This window comes from Pseudovibrio flavus (genome assembly GCF_009711345.1).
In the GTDB taxonomy this organism is placed as follows: domain Bacteria; phylum Pseudomonadota; class Alphaproteobacteria; order Rhizobiales; family Stappiaceae; genus Pseudovibrio; species Pseudovibrio flavus.
Window position 1 is genome coordinate 22,125 of sequence record NZ_SMMA01000044.1, and the last position, 22,103, is coordinate 44,227.

16 protein-coding genes are annotated in these 22,103 nt (G+C 53.5%); 11 read left to right on the plus strand and 5 right to left on the minus strand.

The genetic code is table 11. The features are described from left to right. Positions 1–122 precede the first annotated feature (122 nt). Positions 123–905: a CoA-binding protein gene (locus E1162_RS19375; RefSeq protein WP_257098549.1), complete on the plus strand. Its 783-nt coding sequence runs from the start codon at positions 123–125 to the stop codon at positions 903–905. Next, on the plus strand, positions 880–2,826 hold the full coding sequence (locus E1162_RS01130) for a bifunctional acetate--CoA ligase family protein/GNAT family N-acetyltransferase (protein WP_257098550.1): 1,947 nt from the start codon (positions 880–882) through the stop codon (positions 2,824–2,826). Before E1162_RS19375 ends, E1162_RS01130 begins: the two co-directional genes overlap by 26 nt. A gap of 3 nt (positions 2,827–2,829) precedes the next feature. Here E1162_RS01130 and E1162_RS01135 read toward each other — a convergent pair whose 3' ends face one another. Further along, positions 2,830–4,497: a thiamine pyrophosphate-binding protein gene (locus E1162_RS01135; protein ID WP_155125791.1), complete on the minus strand. Its 1,668-nt coding sequence runs from the start codon at positions 4,495–4,497 to the stop codon at positions 2,830–2,832. Between the two features lie 326 nt (positions 4,498–4,823). Here E1162_RS01135 and E1162_RS19380 point away from each other — a divergent pair, with 326 nt between their 5' ends. The 8 genes from E1162_RS19380 to E1162_RS01175 all read left to right on the plus strand — a co-directional run bounded on the left by E1162_RS19380 (position 4,824) and on the right by E1162_RS01175 (position 12,037). After that, entirely contained in the window at positions 4,824–5,132 is a 309-nt protein-coding gene (locus tag E1162_RS19380) for a ferrous iron transport protein A (protein ID WP_257098551.1), read from the plus strand. Then, the gene (gene feoB, locus E1162_RS01145; protein ID WP_155125768.1) at positions 5,125–7,473 is read left to right on the plus strand and encodes a ferrous iron transport protein B; all 2,349 of its coding nucleotides are present in this window, start codon (positions 5,125–5,127) and stop codon (positions 7,471–7,473) included. Before E1162_RS19380 ends, feoB begins: the two co-directional genes overlap by 8 nt. Next, a complete protein-coding gene (locus tag E1162_RS01150; protein ID WP_155125770.1) occupies positions 7,473–7,733 on the plus strand; it encodes a helix-turn-helix domain-containing protein in 261 nt (86 codons plus the stop codon). Before feoB ends, E1162_RS01150 begins: the two co-directional genes overlap by 1 nt. A 124-nt stretch (positions 7,734–7,857) precedes the next feature. After that, on the plus strand, positions 7,858–8,235 hold the full coding sequence (locus E1162_RS01155) for a DUF805 domain-containing protein (protein WP_371311755.1): 378 nt from the start codon (positions 7,858–7,860) through the stop codon (positions 8,233–8,235). A gap of 175 nt (positions 8,236–8,410) precedes the next feature. After that, positions 8,411–9,820, plus strand: coding sequence for a cytochrome ubiquinol oxidase subunit I (locus E1162_RS01160; protein WP_155125774.1), 1,410 nt, complete (start codon positions 8,411–8,413; stop codon positions 9,818–9,820). After that, on the plus strand, positions 9,810–10,820 hold the full coding sequence (cydB, locus tag E1162_RS01165; protein ID WP_155125777.1) for a cytochrome d ubiquinol oxidase subunit II: 1,011 nt from the start codon (positions 9,810–9,812) through the stop codon (positions 10,818–10,820). Before E1162_RS01160 ends, cydB begins: the two co-directional genes overlap by 11 nt. Further along, positions 10,820–10,960 (plus strand): DUF2474 domain-containing protein, encoded by a 141-nt coding sequence (locus E1162_RS01170; protein ID WP_257098552.1) that lies wholly within the window; start codon positions 10,820–10,822, stop codon positions 10,958–10,960. The genes cydB and E1162_RS01170 overlap by 1 nt, the downstream gene beginning before the upstream one ends. Before the next feature lie 165 nt (positions 10,961–11,125). Continuing rightward, positions 11,126–12,037 (plus strand): DMT family transporter, encoded by a 912-nt coding sequence (locus E1162_RS01175; protein WP_155125779.1) that lies wholly within the window; start codon positions 11,126–11,128, stop codon positions 12,035–12,037. A 65-nt stretch (positions 12,038–12,102) separates the two neighbouring features. On the opposite strand, the gene pcaD is transcribed toward E1162_RS01175, so the two are convergent. From pcaD to E1162_RS01195, 4 genes are all read right to left on the minus strand, one after another. Then, positions 12,103–12,897, minus strand: a complete 795-nt coding sequence (pcaD, locus tag E1162_RS01180) for a 3-oxoadipate enol-lactonase (RefSeq protein ID WP_155125781.1) — start codon at positions 12,895–12,897, stop codon at positions 12,103–12,105. A gap of 111 nt (positions 12,898–13,008) precedes the next feature. After that, positions 13,009–14,757, minus strand: a complete 1,749-nt coding sequence (locus E1162_RS01185; RefSeq protein ID WP_155125783.1) for a sulfite reductase subunit alpha — start codon at positions 14,755–14,757, stop codon at positions 13,009–13,011. Between the two features lie 56 nt (positions 14,758–14,813). After that, positions 14,814–20,300 carry a glutamate synthase-related protein gene (locus E1162_RS01190; protein WP_257098553.1) on the minus strand — a complete coding sequence of 1,829 codons (5,487 nt, stop codon included), beginning with the start codon at positions 20,298–20,300 and terminating at the stop codon, positions 14,814–14,816. A 349-nt stretch (positions 20,301–20,649) separates the two neighbouring features. Further along, on the minus strand, positions 20,650–21,525 hold the full coding sequence (locus tag E1162_RS01195; protein ID WP_155125787.1) for a LysR substrate-binding domain-containing protein: 876 nt from the start codon (positions 21,523–21,525) through the stop codon (positions 20,650–20,652). Between the two features lie 130 nt (positions 21,526–21,655). Here E1162_RS01195 and E1162_RS01200 point away from each other — a divergent pair. Beyond that, positions 21,656–22,103, plus strand: a 448-nt coding sequence (locus E1162_RS01200; RefSeq protein ID WP_155125789.1) for an SDR family NAD(P)-dependent oxidoreductase, incomplete at its 3' end; no start/stop codon positions are given.

Here is a 22,103-nt window from a genome sequence, read left to right on the forward strand (position 1 = left end):
GGACCGCTTAAGGGAATAGACAGTAATAAGCGATAGAAGAAAGCGCCAGAACCACAGGTATGGCGCTTTCTGTAATTGTAAGAGCACCTGCCATTTCGGGGTAAACGCGGAGCCCTGCAAAAATGACAATTCATAATCTTGAGGGCCTGCTCAGTCCTCAATCCATAGCTGTCATCGGCCCGAATACCCACGGACCGGTCTTATCTGAACGCCTATTTGCCCAAATAAACGCGAGCGGTTTCAAGGGCCCCAAGTACGTTACTTACTGGCGCGATGATGTTCCCAAGGGCTTCAAGAAAATAAGAAGCCTGCGCGATCTTAAGACGCCCGTTGATCTCGTCGTGCTTCTGGGCGACCCAGAGCACTGCATTGGTGCGATTGAGCGAGCAGGAAAATTTGGCTCGAAAGCTGCCATTATTCCCGCTAGCGGTTTTCATCGCTGGGAAGAAAAGAAGATAGCGCAGGCGCTAGAGACCGCCCGTCCTCATTCCCTTCGCATCCTCGGCCCCGGAAGCTTGGGCGTTGCAACACCTCACGCTAACCTCTCCGCCCTTCTTACAGCTGACAGCGCAGCAAGCGGCGATCTTGCTCTTATTTCCCGCTCAGGAACCATATTCAACGCCACATTAGCTTGGGCCAAGGAAAATGCTGTCGGCTTTTCCGGAGTTGTTTCATTGGGACGCCGCGCTGATGTAGACGTTTCAGACTTGTTGGATTGGTACGCTCAAGATTACAGAACCCGCGCTATTCTGGTGCACTTCGAAACCCTAGAGAACCCTCGTAAGTTCCTGTCTGCGGCTCGTGCTGCCGCTCGCTCCAAACCAGTCATTGTTATTCGTTCAGGGGCAAGCCGAGATAAAGAAACCATCGGCAGCACCCATGCAGGCCCGCCTCGCCTCCAATGACCTTGTCTATGATGCAGCACTGCAACGAGCAGGCGTTCTGCGCGTTGATGATCTGGACGAGATGTTTCATGCGGCAGAGACGGTTACCCGCGTAGCCCCGCCTTCAGGCCGACGCCTTGCCATTGTTGCGAACGGGCGAAGCCTTGCAACGCTTGCGGCTGATTGCCTTGAGCGAATGGGCGGCGAGATGGCGGAGGTTTCACCCGAGCTAAAAGAAGCCGTATGCAAGTTGACACGCGAGGATGCGAAAGCCAGCAACCCTCTTGTCCTTCAAGAAAATGCCAGCCCTAAAGAGTTTCGCGTTGGGATAGAAGCCTTTTTGGCAGACAAAAATTGCGACGGTGTTCTAGCTATCGCGGCCCCAACTGCCTTTAATAATCTTGCTGGTATTGCCGCCACGATTGCAGAGGTTGGCGAGAAAAACCGAAAGAAGACGGGCCGTAAGAAAGCACTGATTACAACGCTTGCAAGTGGTGCGCAGATTCCAAGAGCAGAGCTTGATGCTGCCAAGGTGCCGTGCTTTGCAAGCGCCAGCGAGGCTATTCGCGCATTTATGCACCTGGTGCGTTATCGCGAGGCCAAAGATCTTCTGATGGCCGCTCCTGATAGTCTGCCCTCTGACTTCACGCCTGATAAGCCGAGGGCGAAGAAGGCGATTAATGCAGCACTGGCCGCTGGAGAGCGCTGGCTTTCTCCAGATCAAGTTCTGGATGTGCTGTCTGCCTATCAAATCCCTCAGGTGCCAATGCGGTACGTGCAGACAGCCGTTGAAGCTGGTGAAGCTGCAAAGCCTTTCCTAAAGGATGGGCATGCCTGCGCACTGAAACTCATTAGCCCTGACTTTACATTCAAGTCCGATATTGATGGTGTCCTTCTGGACCTTGCAAGCCAAGAAGCTGTCCAAGAAGCTGCTGAAGCGCTCATTGAACGGCTGAACCGCGATTATCCAACTGCTCGCATTGATGGGTTTGAGATCCAGCCCATGGTCAAGCGGACCAATTCACTTGAGGTGTACGCTGGTCTTGCTGACAGCCCCATATTTGGCCCCGTCGTAGTCTTCGGGCGTGGCGGAACAGCGGTAGAGGTAACGGCAGACAGAGCAATAGAGCTGGTTCCGCTTGATATGAATTTGGCAGGGGCTCTCATTTCCCGCACCCATACTCATGCGTTGCTGCGGGGCTTTCGCAACAGGCCTGCTGCCAACATTCATGAGCTGGAACAGTTGCTCGTCAAACTCTCTCAGCTCGCAGTCGATTTTCCCGAGGTTCGGGAACTGGACCTCAACCCCGTTCTTGTAGACCGTGAAGGGTTGGAAGTTGTCGATGCCCGCATAGCCGTCGCTCCCGATACCTCCAATTCGGCAAGGCAGGGCAACACCCGCCTTGCCATTGCTCCATACCCTACGGAATGGGAGCATGAGGCACTGCTAAAGGACGGAACTGGTATTTTCCTGAGACCGATCCGGCCTGAGGATCAGGGGCTTCTGCGTGAGTTCTTCAATCACGTCACCACGGAAGATCTGAGGCTTCGTTTCTTTGCGCCGGTCAAGGAGTTCTCGCACTCGTTCCTCGCCCGCCTTGTGCAGCTCGACTATGCAAGAGCGATGGCCTTCGTTGCCATTAAGCCGGAAACAGAAGAAATCCTTGGCGTGGTCCGCCTACATACGGACGCGAACCATAATGTCGGTGAATACGCGGTACTCATACAAAGCGATATGAAGGGTAAAGGGCTGGGATGGATGCTGATGCAGCTTATCATCCGCTATGCCAAAGCTGATGGTATCGCGACCATCAAAGGTGAGGTTCTTCGGGAGAACCACACCATGATAGAAATGTGCCGGGCACTCGGTTTTACTACCACTCGCTCAGAGGATGATGATGCGCTCATCATCGCCACATTGGAGATTGATAAACAGGCTTGAAGATCAAGCCTGTTCCATTGCCGCTTTGCGAATATCGCTCAAGGAGCGCGCTGGCGTAATTGCTTCTGGGTCAAGGTGCAGATGCAACAAGGCAGGCTTGCCGCTTGCCTTTGCCTCTTTGAAGCGAAGCTCGAACTCTTCAGCATCGAACACTGATGCGGAATAGAAATCATAGGCCGCCGCGATTTCTGCAAAGCGTGGGTTTTTGAGTGTCGTCGCACTTACGCGGCCCGGATATTCCCGTTCCTGATGCATACGGATGGTGCCGTAGATACCGTTATCCACCAGCACCACGATAATGTTCGCACCGTCCTGTGCAGCCGTGCCGAGTTCCTGCATGGTCATCTGAAGGCAGCCATCGCCTGCAAAGCAAAGCACTTCGCGTTCTGGATGCTTAAGCTTGGCTGCAATGGCAGCAGGCAAACCGTAGCCCATTGAGCCGGAAAGAGGCGCAAGCTGACTGCCATAACGGCGGAAGCGGTGGAAACGATGTACCCAAGTGGCGTAGTTACCAGCGCCGTTGGTGAATATGGCGTCGTCTTTTAGCTCACTTTCCAAGAAGTCCATCACCTGCGCCATTTGTAGTTCGCCAGCCACCTGCGGACGTGCACCTGACCATTTCAGGTAATCAGCATGTACGGCTTCCACTCGGGCGGCTCTTATCGCACTAGCATTTGGCACTGACGTACGCTCAGCCAGTTTCTCGCAGATACCAATCGGCGATGCGTTGATTGCCAGCGTCGGTTGATACATACGGCCTAGCTCTTCTGGCGCTGGATGAATGTGGACCAACTTCTGATTTGGAACAGGAATAGACAGAAGCTCATAGGACTGGCTTGGCATTTCAGAGAGAATATCGCCAAGCATGATAACGAGGTCAGCTTCTTCGACATGTGCACGCAGGGCTGGATTGATGCCAATGCCAACATCACCTGCGTAGTTTGGATGCAAATGATCGAACAGCATTTGTCTGCGGAAGGAACATGCAACAGGAAGTCCTCTTGCGACTGCGAATTTCTCGAACTGTTGCCTTGCCTTGTCGTTCCAGCGAGAACCACCCAAAATAGCAATCGGGCGCTCCGCATCTGCTAGGAGCTGCTCCAGTTTGTTAAGCTGCTCGCTGGATGGATATGCCTCTACTGGCTCAATGAACGGAACCTGCTTGGACGGCGCTGTTTCAACCAAAACATCTTCCGGCAGAGCTAACACTACGGGACCAGGGCGGCCGGACATGGCAACAGAGTAAGCCCGTGCGACAAACTCAGGAATACGTTCTGCGTGATCAATTTCGGCGACCCATTTGGCGATGGAGCCAAACATTTGCCTGTAGTTGATTTCCTGAAACGCGTCGCGCTCGCGCATTCCTGTTTCGATCTGCCCGACAAACAGGATCATTGGCGTAGAATCCTGCTGCGCCACATGCACACCGGCGCTGGCATTGGTTGCGCCTGGCCCGCGTGTAACCATGCAAATGCCCGGGCGACCGGTCATCTTTCCGTAGGCTTCGGCCATCATGGCAGCGCCGCCCTCTTGCCTGCACAAGGTGACGGGTATGTTGGAATCGTGAAGCCCGTCCAGAACATCCAGATAGCTTTCACCCGGTACACAAAAAACCCGTTCTGCCCCTTGTTGCTCAAGGGCCTCTACAATCAAATGGCCGCCGCTTTTCATCATATCCTGCATTGTTTGCACTAACCAAAACCTGAGGATCACCCTAGCCGAGATCAGCTCAGCTTTTAAAAGGGCAAGAAGTGCTTGGTTTATTCCCAATTGGAATGAAGAGTTCAAAGTGTAGGCAGAAACAACGCAACCAGCAGTTTTTCTCCACAACTGGCCACGGGGAAGGTCCAAAACACCTCCAAAATCACGCGACAAAAGCGCCCGTATGCGATTCTACCACTGCAATTGCGAATGAATCTCATGTTGATGTTGTTCTAACGCTGCAACTGGCTCGCAGTTGCACACCTATCAGAAAACAGAGATCGCAAGAGACCGAGATGAATTCTCAAGCGCAGCCGAGCGAAAAAGCAGGAGCACCCCAAGCTCCACTCTTTTGTGAAACGCAGTTCACACCGCTTCCACTTGGAGAAGCGACCCTGAATAAGAAATATAAAGTCGTGAAGCTTGGCCATACCCCTTTGCAAAGCCAGCAACTGCGCGCACTGGGTCTAAGCGAGTTCCACCCGATTATCGTCATGGAAAAACCGGGCAGTTCTACCCGCCTTATCGCAAATGGCGGTGCTCGTGTTGCCCTCGACATTTCTATTGCAAACACCATCACAGTCCGGGAGGCGTGTAATGGCTAGTTGTAAATGCTCTTGCAGCAGCAAAGAAACACATGGCGATACCCAGAGCAAAGCACTCCTTCTTGGCAGCGCCAACGCAGGTAAGAGCACGCTCTTCAATCTGCTGACTGGTGGTAATCAGACCATCGGCAACTGGCCGGGTGTGACGGTAGACAAGAAAACCGGCATCGCAAGCCTTGCAGGCAACACCATCGAAGTCGTTGACCTTCCAGGTGTTATGTCCCTTTCCTCTCCAGAAAGCACACGTCTTGATGAGCGCGTAACACGCTCTGTGCTTTTGGAAGAAAAAGCTGACCAGCTGATCGTTGTTCTGGACCCAACCATTTTGGAACGTTCTGTTGCTCTGCTTGTTCAGGCGATGGAATACAACCTTCCTATTCTGGCCGTGTTTACCAAAGCCGATCTTTGGGCCAAGGGTGAACTGGCGAAACGGGCAGAGCTTGTCTCCAATCAGTTGGGCATTCCAGTCTTCGCGATCTCAACAGTCACCAAAGAGGGCGTTGATACGTTCCTTCGTGCCGTGGGTCAGGAAATCGCCACCAAGCCAGAACGACCAGCAAAGCCTGAAGCACTTGCAGCCGCAATTGCTGACCTTTCCCGTAATATCAAGGAAAGCAAGAAGATGTGCTGCTCTCGCGCACGCGTTCTTGCAACCCGTATTCTGGAAGGCGACAAGCTGGCTTCTGAAATGGTGCCGGAAAGCGCTGTTGCTTTTGCAAAGACCCTTTCTGAGAAGGTAGAAGCAGATACCGGCCTGCCAACAGCGCTGGTTTTGAGCGACGAGACCTATTCCCGCGCTATCGCCCTTTGTCAGGCAATGGAACTTCCAGAGCCGAAATCGGCTCGCGCTATCTCTGACAAGATCGACCGCTTTGCGCTTTCCCGCTACTGGGGCATCCCGATTTTCTTGGCAGCGCTTTATGCGATGTTCTTCGTCTCGATCAACTTCTCATCAAGCTTTATCGAGCTGTTTGACGGCATCGGCGCGGCTGTTTTCGTGGAGACACCGGTTCTGATCCTCCATGCAGTTGGGCTGGACTTCGAGTTCCTTACCCTGCTTGTCAGCTCCTTTGGTGGCGGTATCCAGACGGTTCTAACGTTCGTTCCTGTGGTGGGCTTCCTATTCCTCTGCCAAGCCATACTTGAGCAGAGCGGCTATATGGCTCGCGCAGCTGTCGTAACGGACCGCTTGATGCGCAAGCTAGGCTTGTCTGGACGTGCGTTCCTTCCGATGATCCTTGGCTTTGGCTGTACAGTTCCTGCAATTGCCAGCACCCGTTCACTCGCAACAGAGCGTGAGCGTATTGTCACCTCCATGATGACGCCGTTCATGTCTTGTGGTGCGCGTTTGCCGGTATATGCGCTGTTTGCTGCTGCGTTCTTCCCTGATAACGGCCAGAACGTCGTGTTCATGCTTTACCTTCTGGGTATTGCAGCAGCTATCTTTACCGGCTTGGTGCTGAGCAAATCCTACTATGCTGGCGCTTCTACTCCGCTGGCAATCGAGCTGCCAACTTACCAGCTGCCGCCAGTTGGTCAGGTTCTGCGCATCACGGGTTCCCGCTTGAAGGGCTTCATTGTTGGCGCAGGTAAAGTCATCGTTGTTGTTGTTGGTGTGCTGGCGGTTCTGAATGCCGTCGACTTCAAAGGCAATACCGGTAACGAAGGCAACGGCAACTCTGTTTTGGCAGTTGTTTCCAAGAGCGTTGCGCCTGTCTTTGAACCGCTGGGTATTGAAGAAGACAACTGGCCAGCAACCGTTGGTCTTGTCTCCGGTATCTTTGCAAAAGAAGCGCTGGTGGGCACTCTTCAGGCACTTTACAGCCCATCTATTGATGAAGCTGAGCTGCCTAACCCGCTGGAAACTCTTAGCGGCTCGGTAGAGGCGTTCACCGACACACTCGTAGGTCTCGGTGCTGCTGCTCTTGATCCTCTGGGCCTTGATGTTGGTTATGTTTCCAACGCTGAAGAATCTGCGTCCGAGTTGGAAGTAGAAGTCTCTCTCTTCTCCACCATGCGTGAGCACTTCGACGGCAAGGTGGGTGCACTGGCCTACATGATCCTCGTGTTGCTCTACATTCCATGTGCTGCGGCAGTGGGCGCTTTGTGGCGTGAGGTTGGTCGCAACTGGGCAATGTTTGCAGTGGGCTGGACGACTTTGCTTTCCTACTCCAGCGCGGTGATCTTCTATCAGGTTGGTACCTTTGCCCGCCATCCAGCGACCTCCGCCGCTTGGGTTGTGGTTCTGGTAGCAGCAATTGCAGCAGTCGTTATTGTGATGCGTAAGCGCGCAAACCATGACGATCAGGCACCTCTGGCAGCAAGCCTGCAGGCAAACTAATGCTGATCGATATACTAAAGCTCGTTGAAGAAAACGGTCAGGCGACGCCCCAAAGCGTCGCCATGACCCTAAATGTCTCGAGTGAATTTGCAGCGCAGATGCTAAAGACGCTAGAAGCGCATGGAAAAATTACCGCGTTTCGTTGCGGAGGCTGTACGGGCTGCGCAATAGCAAACGGGCCGATCTACATGCCCGCGTCGGCGCAGGAACAACCTCAGCCGACCACAGGCTGTAAGTCCTCTTCCGCTTTCAAACTATGAGACTTAAAAAAGGCGCTCCACAGAGCGCCTTTCATTTTATGGAAAGGCTAAACACAAGCTCCGCCTAGACCCAGCCCACCACCGCGTTATCCTGTCCTCTAAAAGCAACAGGAGGGGTAACCCCGTGACATTTGCCGAGGCGATACAGAGCGGATTTTCAAACTACGCCAACTTTTACGGAAGAGCCGCCCGCTCCGAGTTTTGGTGGTGGACCCTTTTTGTGATGCTCGTCATGGTGGGCGCACACCTCATTGACGGTTTTGTCATAGCGCCGCTCTTAGGCCTTCCCAGCTTTAGCCCTGCAGATGGTGCGCCGCTCTCTGCTATCCTATCCCTAGCGCTGCTTTTACCCGGTCTGGCAATGGCGGTACGTCGGCTACATGATACCGGCCGCTCTGGCTGGTGGGTCTTGATCGGGCTCATTCCTCTCTTGGGCGCCCTCGTTCTCATCTACTTTTATGTGCAGCCGAGTTCGGTTTCTGAGAATAAATATGCGACGTAGTTGGCTGATCCACGACAAACAGCATTTGAAGTACTTTGATTACCACGAGCAAATAAAGTCATAGCAAACCCTTAGCTTGAGACACTTCGAAGCAGACCATCTACTGATCTATTAACTTTAGATAGCGTAGAACAAGGCAAACAAATAAAGCCTAGACCATGCCCGAGGTACGCTTATGGATAGCTTGGCTGTCGATCTGGCTCGGTTCCAGTTCGCCTTTACTGTGTCGTTTCATATTATCTTCCCTGCCTTTTCTATCGGCTTGGCCAGTTATCTTGCCGTTTTGGAGGGTATGTGGCTATGGACGGGGAAAGACGTCTACATCCGCCTCTTCAAGTTCTGGCTAAAAATCTTCGCCGTCGCCTTCGGTATGGGTGTGGTTTCTGGCATTGTGCTCACTTACCAGTTCGGCACCAACTGGTCGGTCTTTTCGGACAAGACCGGTCCAGTACTCGGCCCTGTTATCGGATATGAGGTGCTGACCGCATTCTTCCTTGAAGCGGGCTTCCTCGGCATCATGCTGTTCGGCCTTAACCGTGTCGGCAAGCATTTGCACTTCATGGCAACGCTCATCGTGGCGTTCGGAACAGCCCTATCAGCCTTCTGGATCCTATCGGTGAACAGCTGGATGCAAACGCCAGTCGGGTTCTCTATGAACGAAGCCGGCCAGTTCATCCCTGAGGATTGGTGGGAAATCATCTTCAATCCGTCCTTCCCGTATCGCCTCGTGCATATGCTACTAGCAGCTTACCTGACCACCGCTTTCGTTATTGGAGCCGTGGGCGCTTATCACCTCCTGAAGGACTATGCCAATCGCGGTGCGCAGATCATGTTCTCCATGGCGTTGTGGCTAATCCTCTTTGTGACGCCGATCCAGATGTTTGCGGGTGACCTTCACGGTCTCAATACCCTTGAGCATCAACCAGCCAAAATCGCGGCCATGGAAGGGCATTTCGAAAACCAAGCTCCTGCTCCCCTTATCTTGTTCGGCTGGCCTGATATGGAAAAAGGCGAGACCCTTTACAAAATTGAAGTGCCGTACCTTTCGAGCATCATCCTCACGCATACTCTGGATGGCGAAGTGCCGGGCTTGAAGTCATTCCCTAGGGAAGACTGGCCCAATGCGACGATAGTCTTCATCTCGTTCAGAGTTATGGTAGGCATTGGCTTCCTCATGCTGCTTGTGGCTCTGTGGAGCGTCTACGAGCGCTATCGGGACAATCTCTATGATGCGAAAGGCCTTCAACGTGCCGTGCTGATAATGGGTCCGTCCGGCTTTGTAGCAGTACTTGCCGGTTGGATTACCACAGAGGTTGGGCGGCAGCCGTTCACCGTCTACGGCTTGCTGCGAACAGCAGATTCCGTGTCGCCGGTCGATGCACCTGCGGTAGCAACGTCACTTGCCGTGTTCATTATCGTGTACTTCGCCGTCTTTGGTGTAGGCGTCTTCTACATCCTAAGAGCGATGGGACAATCACCGGACGTCGGCGAAGGGCCGGAGGAAGGCATTCCAACCAGAACGGCAGGTATTACCCCTGTGCAGGCGCTACAAAACCAGAGTGGAGGCGAAAACGATGGTTCTTGATTATCCTCTGATCTGGGGTTTCCTGATCGCAGTTGCCATCTTCATTTATGTCGTACTCGATGGGTTTGACCTTGGTATCGGGATTTTGTACCCGACCACCAAAGACGATGAAGAACGTACCTTGATGATGAATACAGTTGCCCCTGTTTGGGATGGCAACGAGACTTGGCTCATCCTCGGTGGCGGTGGTCTGTTTGCCGTGTTCCCACTGGCATACTCGGTCATCATGCCCGCGCTTTATATGCCCATAATCATGATGTTGATCGGCCTGATCTTCCGAGGCGTTGCCTTTGAATATCGCTTCAAGGCATCAGCTGAGCGACGCTATATATGGGACTTTTCCTTCTTCGCAGGGTCAGTTCTGGCGGCGCTTTCGCAAGGCATCGCGCTTGGTGCGCTAATTGAAGGTATCACTGTTGAGGACCGTGCGTATGCAGGTGGCTGGTTTGACTGGCTCTCCCCGTTCTCGATTGCAACAGGTTTGGCTCTTATTTCCGGCTACGCACTTCTTGGGTCAACGTGGCTCATTATGAAGCTGGAAGGCAAACCACAACAGCACTTCCGCCGTGTGGCGCGCCCCTGCGCGCTCATCCTGCTCGGTTTCATTGTGCTTGTAAGCGTGTGGATGCCGTTCATTGACCCTGATGCAATGAAGCTCTATTTCACAGCGCCGTTTATCTACTACACGGTTCCGGTTCCTGTGCTTGTTGCTGCACTCGCCTTTGTTATCTGGCAGGGCATCAACAATCCCATCTCCCACGCCCGGGCGTTTGTTTCGACATTGCTTTTGTTCCTCGTGACCTACATCGGCTTGGGCATCAGCATCTACCCAGATGTCGTTCCGCATCGCTTTTCCATTTGGGAAGCAGCGGCACCAGATAGCAGCTTGAAGTTCCTTCTTGTTGGGGCCGTTGTTCTCATTCCCCTCATCCTTGCTTACACCGCCTACTCATATTGGGTCTTCCGCGGCAAGGTGCGTTCTGGCGAGGGGTACCATTGATGAGCAGTCAGAGCCTGAAGAAAGAGGCCGCTATGCCGAACCCGTTCTGGAAGCGTGCGCTTTGGTTTGGACTTTTATGGTGTGTGGGTGTGGCGTGCGTTGGCATCGTCTCCTACACCATCCGCTGGATGATCCTATAAACGCCCTTAGGGCAACCAAAGTCTTTGAAGATTAAGCAGTTTACACAGACTGTTGTATAGTCGGGTTTACCGATATGACTGGCGGTAGAACCAACCCTACCGTCCTGAGGCAAACCCGACTCTCCTTCCATCTGCCACAGGATCCGCTCTCACAAAGGTGGCAGAATGTCCTCCACGCCAGCGGCGTCAACCGGTCTGACGAAAACAGAACTTCTGGGAATCCTGCTCTCAGCCGTCGGTTATCTAGCTTTTTCTCTTAACGATGCTTTCGCTAAGTGGCTGCTGCAAGATTATGGTGTCGGCCAGCTTCTTGTTATCCGCAGTATCGCAGCCCTGCTGTTTATGAGCCCGCTCATTTACAGACGCGGTATCAAGCGCACCTTGATCGTTGAAAATCCAAAGTTGAACGCCCTCCGCGTTTTCTGCTGCACCATGGAAGTACTGCTGTTTTACGTGGCCGTTCTGTTCCTCACGCTTGCAAAAACGCTCACCTTCTACATGGCCGCTCCAATCTTCGCTGCACTTCTTTCCATTGCCGCCGGACACCGGCTTTCAATGATGCAGTGGGCGATCATTATCATCGGCTTTATTGGTGTTGTTATCGCGCTGGAGCCGGGCGGCGGCGTATTCGACCCAGCCTGCCTGATCGCGCTTGCCGGTAGCTTTATGCTAGCAGCAATGTTGCACATTACCCATCACCTCAAGCACGTGCCGGATCTATCCTTGATCTTCTGGCAGAACGTGGGTGCATTGGTGATGGCTTCGTTCATCGCCCCTATCGGCTGGGGCAGCGTTGATACCGTGAGCTTTATGCAGATCGCTCTGCTCGGCATTATTGCGATGTGTGCGCATATGATGCTGAACCGCTCTGTAAAGCTGGCTCAGCCACATATCGTGGCTCCGATCCAGTACACCCTCATTCTCTATGCGATCCTGTTCGGCTACCTGTTCTTCAATGATGTACCGACAAAATCCACGCTGGTAGGTGCAGCGCTCATTCTGGGTGCCAGCGCCATGTTGCCATGGGCGAAAAAAGCAGCACCGAAACCTGCTGTTAGTCCGCAGCCTGCAGAGTAAGAAAACACAAAAGCCAGCGTTTGATCCGCTGGCTTTTTCTTTTCTCAAACCTCTAAGGGTAAGCGTTACAGGTCATTGGCTTTCAAGAAGCCTTTGATGACACTACCCATTTTCTCAGGCTGCTCGATTGGGGACATGTGCGCAGCCGGAGAGATAACGTCAAACCGGCTACCGGGAATAAGATCGGCGAGCGACTTCACCAAGTCCACGTCAGTCGAGCCATCCTGATCCGCTGCAAAGACCTGCGTTGGCACGTCTATGCCCTTTACCGTTTCAGTTAGGTCGGTTTGGGAGATCGCCTCGCATGTGCCCATGTACCCCTCTGGTGAGCAGCGAGTGATCATGTTGTAAACGCCTGTTACTATTTCAGGGTTCTGCGCTTTGAAGTCTCCGGTAAACCAGCGGTCGATAATACCGCGAGCAAGTATGGCAATGCCGCCCTCATCAACGGCAGCAATTCTTGCGTCCCAATCAGCTTTAACACCGAGCTTTTGAGCCGTGTTGCAAAGGATCAACCCGCGGATAAGGTCTGGCCGTCTTCCGAACAGACATTGCGCAATCATTCCGCCAGCAGATAGCCCGCATACGACGGAAGATTTGATTTGGAGATGGTCCAGCAGTCCGGCAAGGTCATCTGCATGGCGTTCCATGGTGTACGGAACCTCGCCAATGCTTGAAAGGCCGTGACCCCGCTTATCGTAGAACAAAAGTGTATGGGTACTGTCGAGAACGGCTCTCATGCGCTTCCAGATACGAAGGTCAGCACCGAGGGCATTGGAGAACACGATGACCGGTTTTTCCGGTGCATTGGCCTGCAAATGGTAATGAAGAACGACGTCATCCACGCGGGCAAACTGCATGACAAACTTCCCTTTCCAGCTCGTTACGCTTGCGGCAGGTGAGTATGGGCACAAACGAAAAAGGGCCGCAACCGTAAAGCTGCGACCCTCGTTAAAACTCATAGAGCTGGTTTAGTAAACGTCACGCAGGTAACGCTTTTCCTTCTTTAGGCGGTTCACGTATTCGCGTGCGCCGTCTTCAGTAAGAGCGCCCTCTTTGGCTATAACGTTATGCAAAGCCTGATCTACGTCCTTCGCCATGCGGCTTGCATCACCACAGACGTAGAAGTGTCCGCCCTCTTCCAGTGCAGCGTATAGGTCTTTGGACTGCTCCATCATGCGGGTCTGGACGTAGATTTTCTCCGCCTGATCGCGGGAGAACGCCAGATCAAGGCGGGAAAGAATGCCGTCGCTCTGCATTGCTTCCAGTTCATCTTGGTAGATGAAGTCACAGGATGCATGCTGATCGCCGAAGAACAACCAGTTCATGCCCTTAGCGCCAAGCGCCTGACGTTCCTGCAAGAACGCGCGGAACGGTGCGATACCAGTGCCCGGACCAACCATGATCATTGGAACATCGTTGTCGGTTGGAACGCGGAAGGACTTGTTCGGCGATACAAACACTTTTACAGGCTGGCCAGCGGCAACGCGGTCAGCAAGGAAGGTGGAAGCCACACCGCCGTGTTTACGGCCATGGCTATCATAGCGTACAGCCGCAACAGTCAGGTGAACGCTGTCTGTATGCATCTTGGAAGAAGACGAAATGGAATACGCACGGTGCTGCAGTGGTTTGAAGACCGACAGCATATCCTCAAGGGTTACTTCCGCCTTTGGATAGAGTGTCACAAGATCCAGCGCGTCTTTCGACCATAGGAAGTTGTCGATGGTGTCTTTGTCGCCGTGCTCCCAGATATGGGAGAGATGCTCATCTTCTGCGCGTGCAGTGATGAGGCGCATCAGATCAGCGGATGGCGTGGAGATTTCCAGCTGAGTGCCCAGCACTTCGCCGATCGTTGCGTCAAAACCTGGAGCCTGATCGTCAAGCGAAACGCCCAGCTTCTGCGCCCATGCTTCCACGAGAGCAGGATCGTTCGCCGGAATTACACCAAGCGCGTCACCTGCTTCGTACTGAGGCCCGTCGTTGGACAGGTCAATTTCGAAGTGACGGATTTCTTTCGCAGAGCCCTCACCCGAAAGCAGACGGTTGACGCTGAGCGGTGCTTCAAACGGGTTCTTGCGGGTCCACTTGGACTTTTCTGCCTTTTTGGCAGGAGCAGCAGCAACAGCGCCAGCGACACCGCCCTGACCTTTAAACTCGGAAACCTTTTCCAGAACACCGGTTGTCCAGTTTTCTGCGGTTTCTTCAAAGTCCACATCACAGTCAAAGCGCGCATGCATGCGCTTTGCGCCAAGCTGCTCAAGGCGAAGGTCAAGCTGCTTACCAGCTTCACAGAAGCCGTCGTAACTGGTGTCACCCAGTGCAAGCACGGAGAAGTGCATGTGCTCAAGGCGCGGTGCGTCAGTTGCGGACAGCGCATCCCAGAAGAGCTGAGCGTTGTCTGGCATTTCACCTTCACCATAGGTGGAGATGACGATGAGTACGTGGTCAAGGTTCGCAAAGTCTTCCAGCTCGATATCATCGAGAGAAGCAAGCTGAGGAGCCATGCCGCCGGTGGTGAGTGCTGCGCAAATATCTTCTGCAACGGCCTCGGAGTTACCGGTTTGCGTACCATAGAAAACGTGAACCGGAAGCAGCGCTTCCTGTTCGCCAGCATTGGAGTTCTGCGCGATCTGCGTGTGGAGACCAGCGAAGAACCCTGCAAGCCAATTTTTCTGTTCCGGCGAGAACGGAGCGTTCTCGATCATTGGTGAAATCTTCATGAGTGCAGATCCATTTCCTGCAGTGTTCTAACCCGTAGCGAGAAGGAGATGGCGCCTTAAGACGCCATCTTGACCATTTCCAAGCTGCTTGCACGGGCGAACAGCTCCTCAAAATCTGGAATTTCTCCCATTGCCTGAGCGTTCAGGCGATCCTGCAGAATGATCCAGCCATGTGTACCGACGTTGTCCATGAGGCGAACGTTACGGTTGGACAGGGCTGTCTTGTAATCCTTCATGCGCTTGTCGGAGATGAGAACAGCAAGCTGAAGATCCGTGTAGCTTTCCAGTGCCTTACGAGCAAACGCCGCCAACTTGTTGGTCAGGGTGTAGTCCTCGGTCAGCACCAGCTTGCGGATACCAGCTTCAATCACCTCTTTGGTCAGCTCACTCTCGTTTTTGTAACGGGAGCGGACAACCTGCTCGGCCATATGCAGAACGGCATAGTTGTTAAGCAGGGTGTACATGAGCTTAGTGTCGGTTTCGCCATGCTGAGGCACAGCGCCGCCAGCAATTGGTGTACCATCACGGTAGGCAACCTTGAACTTGCGTGTCTGGTACGCGACCAGAGCGTTAGCAAGTTCTTCTACAAGGTCCTTACGGCTGGAAGCGTTCAGGATAGCCTCGTAGTTCTGGTAGGTTTCCAGAGCCATTGGGGTACAGAAGCGGAAGTTGCCGATTTCGTTCTGCCAGTTATCAAGAATGGCCTGCGCCTTCTTGGAACCGGTAAAGCGAACATGGCGTTCCAGAAGCTGTTCAACAGCCAGACGGTGGATCGCAGCGCGGTCGTTGTCGTCAGAAAGGTCATGCAGCTTTACAGAGTCAGCGCTGTACAGATCCTTCAGTTTTCCTTCCGGATCGTACTGGTACGCGACACCGCCGGACATACCGTTACAGAAGCCTTTGCCGAAGCGGCCAAGGTTCAAGATAGTACCGTTGGTCATGTATTCGCAGCAGAAGTCGCCCACGCCTTCAACAATTGCAGTTGCACCGGAGTTACGAACCGCAAAGCGGTCGCCCGCGCCACCTTCAACGTAGAGGGTGGAACCGTTCGCACCGAACAAGGCAAAGTTACCAATCAGGACGTTATCATCATCGCCACCACCAGGAGAGTGGATCGCGATGTTACCGCCAGATGCGCTCTTGCCCACGCCATCGTTACAGGTACCGATGTGGTGGAAGACCATACCGGAGTTACAGAACGCGCCGTAGCTCTGACCAGCAGAGCCGGTGGTGTTAATGGTCAGGGTTTCCGGCTTAACAAGGCGGCGACCACGGTCATCGGTGTAGACCATTGGCAGACACGCAACCTGCTTTTCGGAAAGCTCGTACTGCAACATGCGTTCGATATCGATGGCAAGCTGACCGCCAACAGTTTTGTGACGGTTGTTCAACTTGATATCGGTGCTCAAGACAGCAGTTTCCTGCTGGCGCTGAAGCACCTGCTTGCGGAACTCGATGAGCAGCTGGTCATCAATCTCGAAGTTGGCTTCCAGATACACCGGCTTTTTGATCTTCACTTCTGGCACGAAGGCCAGCATTTTGCGAAGGTCAAGCTGACCGATAATCTTCTCATGAGCCAGTAGGTGCAGGTAGTCGGAACGACCACGTGCTTCCTGCAGAGACTTGAAGCCAAGGCGTGCAAGGATCTCGCGAACCTCGTGCGCCATGTTCATGAGGTACTGAGCCAGTGCGCGCGGATCACCTTCAAACACTTCAGGGTTTGTGGTGATACCAGCCGGACACTTGATGTTACAGTTTTTCGCCATGACGCACTTGAGCATCATGAGAGCCGTTGTACCGAACTCGAAGCTGTCACCACCCAGAAGAGCGGACTTTACCACGTCCGTACCGGTCTGGTGTGCGCCGGAGCAGCGCAGGATAACCTTGTCGCGCAGACCATTGACGCAGAGCGCCTGATGGACTTCAGCAAGGCCGATTTCAGCCGCACGGCCGGTGTTCTTCAAGCTGGTCACAGCCGCTGCACCCGTACCGCCGGTGTTACCGGCCACGTTGATGACGTCCGCACCTGCTTTTGCAACACCAACTGCGATGGTGCCGATACCTTCAGAAGATACCAGCTTCACGATAACGCGAACGCGGGCAGCCTTAGCATCGTGGATCAGCTGTGCGAGGTCTTCGATGGAGTAAGTGTCATGGTGCGGTGGAGGGGAAACAAGTTCCACACCCGGTGTACCACCACGAGCTGCGGCGATCTCTACGTTCACCTTGGCTCCTGGAAGCTGACCACCTTCACCCGGCTTTGCACCCTGCGCGATCTTGATTTCCAGCTCTTCAAGGGATGGGTCGGCAAGGTAGCCGGTCCAAACGCCGAAGCGACCGGAAGCAAGCTGCTTGATGCGGCTAGCGCGGATGGTGCCATAGCGGGAATAGTGCTCGCCGCCTTCACCGGAGTTAGAGAAACCACCAACCATGTTGGTGCCGTGGGCAACAGCTTCATGCGCAGGGGCTACCAGCGCGCCGTGGCTCATTGCGCCTGCTGCAAAGGTCGGGGTGATGTCGCTTGCTGGCTGAACATCGTCCACGTCAATTGCGCTGGCAACCGGCTGCAGGTTGGAGAAGTAGTAGAGCGCCTGACCTTTTACGGTCACGGTCAGCTCGTTGTTTCCGGTTTTCTCAATTGCGATCTCATCACCGAACTTACGCGCAAGCGCTTCGCTCAAAGATGCAATGCGGTTCACCTTGGACATGTTGGAGAGCGAGAGAACATAAACGCCCTCGCCCTTCGCTTCGCAAGATAGACCCTGAACGAGGAACGAAGAGTTACCAATCAGATCATGTGCGAAGAGCTCTGCAAAGAACTCGTCTGCGGAGATTGTCCAGTTAACGTTTGCAGGGAAGCCCAGAACGTCACGCAGTGCTGCCGGACGTTTTGCGCGTTCCTGTTCCAGATCATAAGAGAAGCGACGGTAAGCTTCTGTCATGCAGAATTCGTCGATCTGCTCTGGAGTGCGGCGTTCAAAGCTGGTTGCGCGGTAAGCTTCTGCACCCTGACCGTAAGCATCGGTCAAACGGGACAGAGGAAGAAGGCGAAGGTTATCGTTGTCGATGGTTTCGTCTTCAGCCTTACCACGTTCTTGGAATGCAACCTTTTCCTCGGTCATCTCAACGAAGCCGCGAACAGCGGTGGTACCGTAGGAGTGACCAGCACCTTCTGCGCGTTCCTTAAACAGACCCAGAAGCGGGATTTCACCTTCAGCGCTGATCTCGCAGGCACGCTTGTGCCAATCCAGGGCGCTGCGGGCAATCGCTGCAAAGCCAACGCCGCCAACGGTGGAGATCATGTTCGGGAAGTAGCGCTTCAGAACCGCGTCATTGGTATCGAGGAAGTTCGGCTCGAAGAATTCACCGCAGATGTAACTTTCTGCAGTACACAGGCCGACTTTACCCATGGTCTTCATCAAAGACTTGTTTGCAGCCTTGATGTAGCGGGCAACGTTTGCCTTGTAGACGTCTTCCTTGCCCCCTGCTTTTTCCAGTGCGCGCATTTCAACGGCAATTGGCATTACAGCAGATGCGCCGAAGCCAAGAGCTGTCGCGACTTGGTGCGAGGAAGCAATCTGGCCGCTTTCCAGCACGATAGACGCACGGAAGCGCAGACCTTTTTCGATGAGACGCTGGTTAGCAGCAGAGACGATCAGCAGTAGCGGAAGCGGTGCGTGGTCTTTGTCCACCTTAGCGTCGGACAGGATGATGACGCCGCCCTGTTCGCGGGCAGCCTCTTCCACCTTGTCACAAGTCGCTTCAACAGCTGCGATGAGTGTTTTCTCAACCGCATCACCTTCAGCACCGTGGTCGATTGCGTAAAGGCTGGCAATCTCGGTGACAGGTACTTCGCTCTGGCTGCGGATTGCGCCCAATTCTTCAGCAGAGAGGATCGGCGTAGGAATGACGATCTGGCGGGTGCGGCCACAGTTGAAGTGAGGCTTTGCGCCGAGAGCCACGCGCAGGGTCATGCCATCCGCTTCACGGATACTGTCAAGCGGCGGGTTGGTCACCTGAGCAAAGCGCTGGGAGAAGTACTTCGCCATGCCGCCTTCCTGATCGGTCAGCGCATTGATAGCAACGCCATAACCCATCGCGGAGATTTTCTCGGCACCGTTCAGCATCATCGGGTCCATCAGGAACTTGTAGCTTTCCTGATTGAGCGAGTATGCAACAGAGCGCTGAGCGTCGGTGAAGTTTTCTGAAAGCGCAACACGGGCGTTATCTTTTGGCAGCTGATCAAGCGTGACACGCGCTTCAGCCAGAAGCTGCTTGTAATCACGCTTTTTGGCCAACATTTCCAGCGCATCTTCGCTGGTATAAGAGCGCTTTGTCTCGTGATCGAAGTAGAGCATACCGCCTGCTTCGATACGGCCGCGTCGGGTGACCGTATCCGGAGCGAAGTCGATCTGACCAGCTTCGGACATCACACAGAGATAATCGTCGGTTTCAACGGAGCGTAGCGGGCGCAGGCCAAGACGGTCGAGGCGTGCGCCAACAACAGTGCCATTACCAAAGATGAGTGCAGCAGGACCATCGTTCTTCTCTTCGTACAAAGAGAAGTACTCCAGCATCACGCGCACATCATCAGAAAGGCGCTTATCGTTTTCCCAAGCTGGCGGCATCATCGCCACAACTGCGGAGATGAGGTCTAGCTCATCTTCGATCAGGCGACGCTGAAGCGTCTGATCAAGACGCGCAGAGTCCGACTGGCCTTGCGGGGAGAAGATACGATTGTGCTTCATCTGCGCAATGGCAGCTTCACTCAAACGGTTCTTCTTATCCGTGTTCAGCTCACCATTGTGCGCCATCAAACGGAATGGCTGCGCCATGCTGGATTGCGGCTCGGTATTGGTCGAGAAACGCGTATGGAAGAACATAGAGTGGATCTTGTGATCATGGTCAGCAAGATCCTTGAAATAAGGAATGATCTCGTCTGAGTTCAGACGGCCCTTGTATACCTGCGTCTGGGCAGAGAGTGAGAGCGGATAAAGGCCCTTCAGTTCAACGCGGGTGTATGCCTCTTTTTCAATAGCAAGCAGCGCTTCATGAATAGACTTGTCAAACGCCTTTGCGTCTTCACTTTCCGGCTTTTTGAAGATGTACTGGCGGATCGGCAGCATATGCTTGACCGCAGCCGGACGGATAACACTGTTATCGACAGGAACATCGCGGGTGAGAACCAGCAGCAAGCCGTTGTCAGCCAGCGCTTTGTTGATCAACTCGTCCGCCTCGGCAACGAATGCTTCATCGTGAGGCAAGAAGAAGTTGCCTACACCGAACGCGCCTGTTGTGAGTGTCGTGTCGCCTGTTGTCTTACGGAAAAAGTCCAAGGAGAGGTCAATATTTACACCGGCACCATCGCCAACGCCTTCAGCGCTCATACCACCGCGATGGGGGATTGTGCACAGTGCTTCATGACCAAGTTCGAGGACTTCGTGGGTCTGCTCGCCTGTTTTGCGAGTAATAAAGCCCACACCACAGCTGCTCTTGTCCAAACCGTGATCATACAAACCGAAGTGCTTGTTTACCTGTTCCAAGGACGCGCCTCCAAAATAAGAAACAGTTACTCTCTGCCGTTTCTTTGGCGGGAGCTGCGCGCAGGACATTACACAGCGAGGTTTCCGATTACGGAAAATTCGCAGGATTTTAGCAACATCAGATTCTGGCTTAGGCTTTCCGGATCCCAAAGTCGTGCAATGATCTGCGTAATGAAGCAGAGCGGGATAGTCAAGTATGGCAGCGTTGTTGCCAGACTTTCGCTTATTGATATTTCTTCAACAGCTTATAAATGTGCCCAATACATATGGAGAGACCTGTATTCTTACTAGGTCTTGGGTAGAAATGATATTTCGCAGGACAATGGACCTAGGAAAATCATCCTTCAAACTATGAGTTTCCGAGTTGGGATTCCTTCGCTTCCTCCAAGATCCAGTTGCCGATGAGTGAGAGCGCCTTTTTCTGGCGATGGGATCTCGGATAGATGAGATGAAATCCCTTCTCATCAGGAAGTCTCTTTTCGAAAGGTGCGACCAAGCGTCCGGCTTTAACATCCTCTAGCACTAGCGGATCGCTACCAAGTGCAATGCCTTGGCCCGCAATCGCTGCATCAATCGCGAGCGATGCTTGAGAAAACGTCATTGTCCGTGCACTTGCGAAATTTTCCGCATGGCCTGCCTTCTCAAGGTATGTTCGCCAGAGGTCATGGGTATCTTGCAGCAGTGTGAACCGACCCAGATTCCCTAGAGCCGTCCGGCCCAACTCATCCGCTAGAGATGGTGAGCAGACAGGATAAACGTCTGCTGGAAAAAGATGATGGCAATCGAGTGTGGCTCTTCTAACCGGCGTGCATATCCGAACGGCGATGTCAGCTTCGTTGCGCTCAAAACTGGACACCTCTGTGGTCGCCAAAACCTTGAGCTCCACCTTTGGATACTGATTGGTAAACCGCCCTAATCGAGGTATTAGCCATTTCGCTGCAAACGAAGGCGGTACACTGAGTGAAATCCGCGACTTTGGAGACTGAATATCATCGAGAGCTTCGTCGATCATCGCCATCGCACGGGTAGCGGGTACCTTTAGTTTACGCCCAGCTTCCGAGAGCGATAACCCTTTGTGCTCACGATTGAATAGCGGGTGACCAAGGCTTGCTTCCAAGCTTCGGATTTGCTGAGCGACCGCGCCCTGCGTCAGCCCTAGTTCGTCAGCAGCCCCTTTAAAGCTTCCGTGCCTTGCCACCACAGTGAAGGTCTTGATCGCATTCATCGAGTATTTCAAAACTCACCTCAGACTTGGCAATAGATTATCTACTGCCACCTGACATGGAATAGCGTTCGACGACATCCCGCAAATCCAGATAGCATAGGACTAGTTCATAGTACGGAGATGACGTGAGATGCAAAAGGTAGCAATTGTTACAGCAGCCGGTAGTGGTATGGGCGCTGCAGCGGCCCGTAAACTAGCTGAAGAGGGATATGCAATCTCTGTTCTTTCCTCTTCCGGCAAAGGTGAGGCTTTAGCAAATGAATATGGCGGCTTAGGCGTAACGGGTTCAAACCAATCGAACGATGACCTGAAACGGTTAGTGAACCTCACAATGGAAAAGTGGGGCCGTATTGATGTTCTTGTAAACAGCGCCGGTCATGGTCCAAGAGCACCAATTTTAGGAATCACAGATGAAGACTGGCACAAGGGTTTGGATGTCTATCTTATGAATGTCATCCGCCCCACTCGTCTCGTCGCACCTATAATGAAACAACAGGGCGGCGGAGCTATCATCAATATCTCGACGTTCGCAGCGTTCGAACCAGATCCAGTCTTTCCAACCTCAGGCGTATTCCGCG

Coding starts and splice junctions, on each gene's coding strand:
- E1162_RS19375 (WP_257098549.1), top strand. CDS start 123: ATGACAATTCATAATCTTGAGGGCCTGCTCAGTCCTCAATCCATAGCT.
- E1162_RS01130 (WP_257098550.1), top strand. CDS start 880: ATGCAGGCCCGCCTCGCCTCCAATGACCTTGTCTATGATGCAGCACTG.
- E1162_RS01135 (WP_155125791.1), bottom strand. CDS start 4,497: ATGAAAAGCGGCGGCCATTTGATTGTAGAGGCCCTTGAGCAACAAGGG.
- E1162_RS19380 (WP_257098551.1), top strand. CDS start 4,824: ATGAATTCTCAAGCGCAGCCGAGCGAAAAAGCAGGAGCACCCCAAGCT.
- feoB (WP_155125768.1), top strand. CDS start 5,125: ATGGCTAGTTGTAAATGCTCTTGCAGCAGCAAAGAAACACATGGCGAT.
- E1162_RS01150 (WP_155125770.1), top strand. CDS start 7,473: ATGCTGATCGATATACTAAAGCTCGTTGAAGAAAACGGTCAGGCGACG.
- E1162_RS01160 (WP_155125774.1), top strand. CDS start 8,411: ATGGATAGCTTGGCTGTCGATCTGGCTCGGTTCCAGTTCGCCTTTACT.
- cydB (WP_155125777.1), top strand. CDS start 9,810: ATGGTTCTTGATTATCCTCTGATCTGGGGTTTCCTGATCGCAGTTGCC.
- E1162_RS01170 (WP_257098552.1), top strand. CDS start 10,820: ATGAGCAGTCAGAGCCTGAAGAAAGAGGCCGCTATGCCGAACCCGTTC.
- E1162_RS01175 (WP_155125779.1), top strand. CDS start 11,126: ATGTCCTCCACGCCAGCGGCGTCAACCGGTCTGACGAAAACAGAACTT.
- pcaD (WP_155125781.1), bottom strand. CDS start 12,897: ATGCAGTTTGCCCGCGTGGATGACGTCGTTCTTCATTACCATTTGCAG.
- E1162_RS01185 (WP_155125783.1), bottom strand. CDS start 14,757: ATGAAGATTTCACCAATGATCGAGAACGCTCCGTTCTCGCCGGAACAG.
- E1162_RS01195 (WP_155125787.1), bottom strand. CDS start 21,525: ATGAATGCGATCAAGACCTTCACTGTGGTGGCAAGGCACGGAAGCTTT.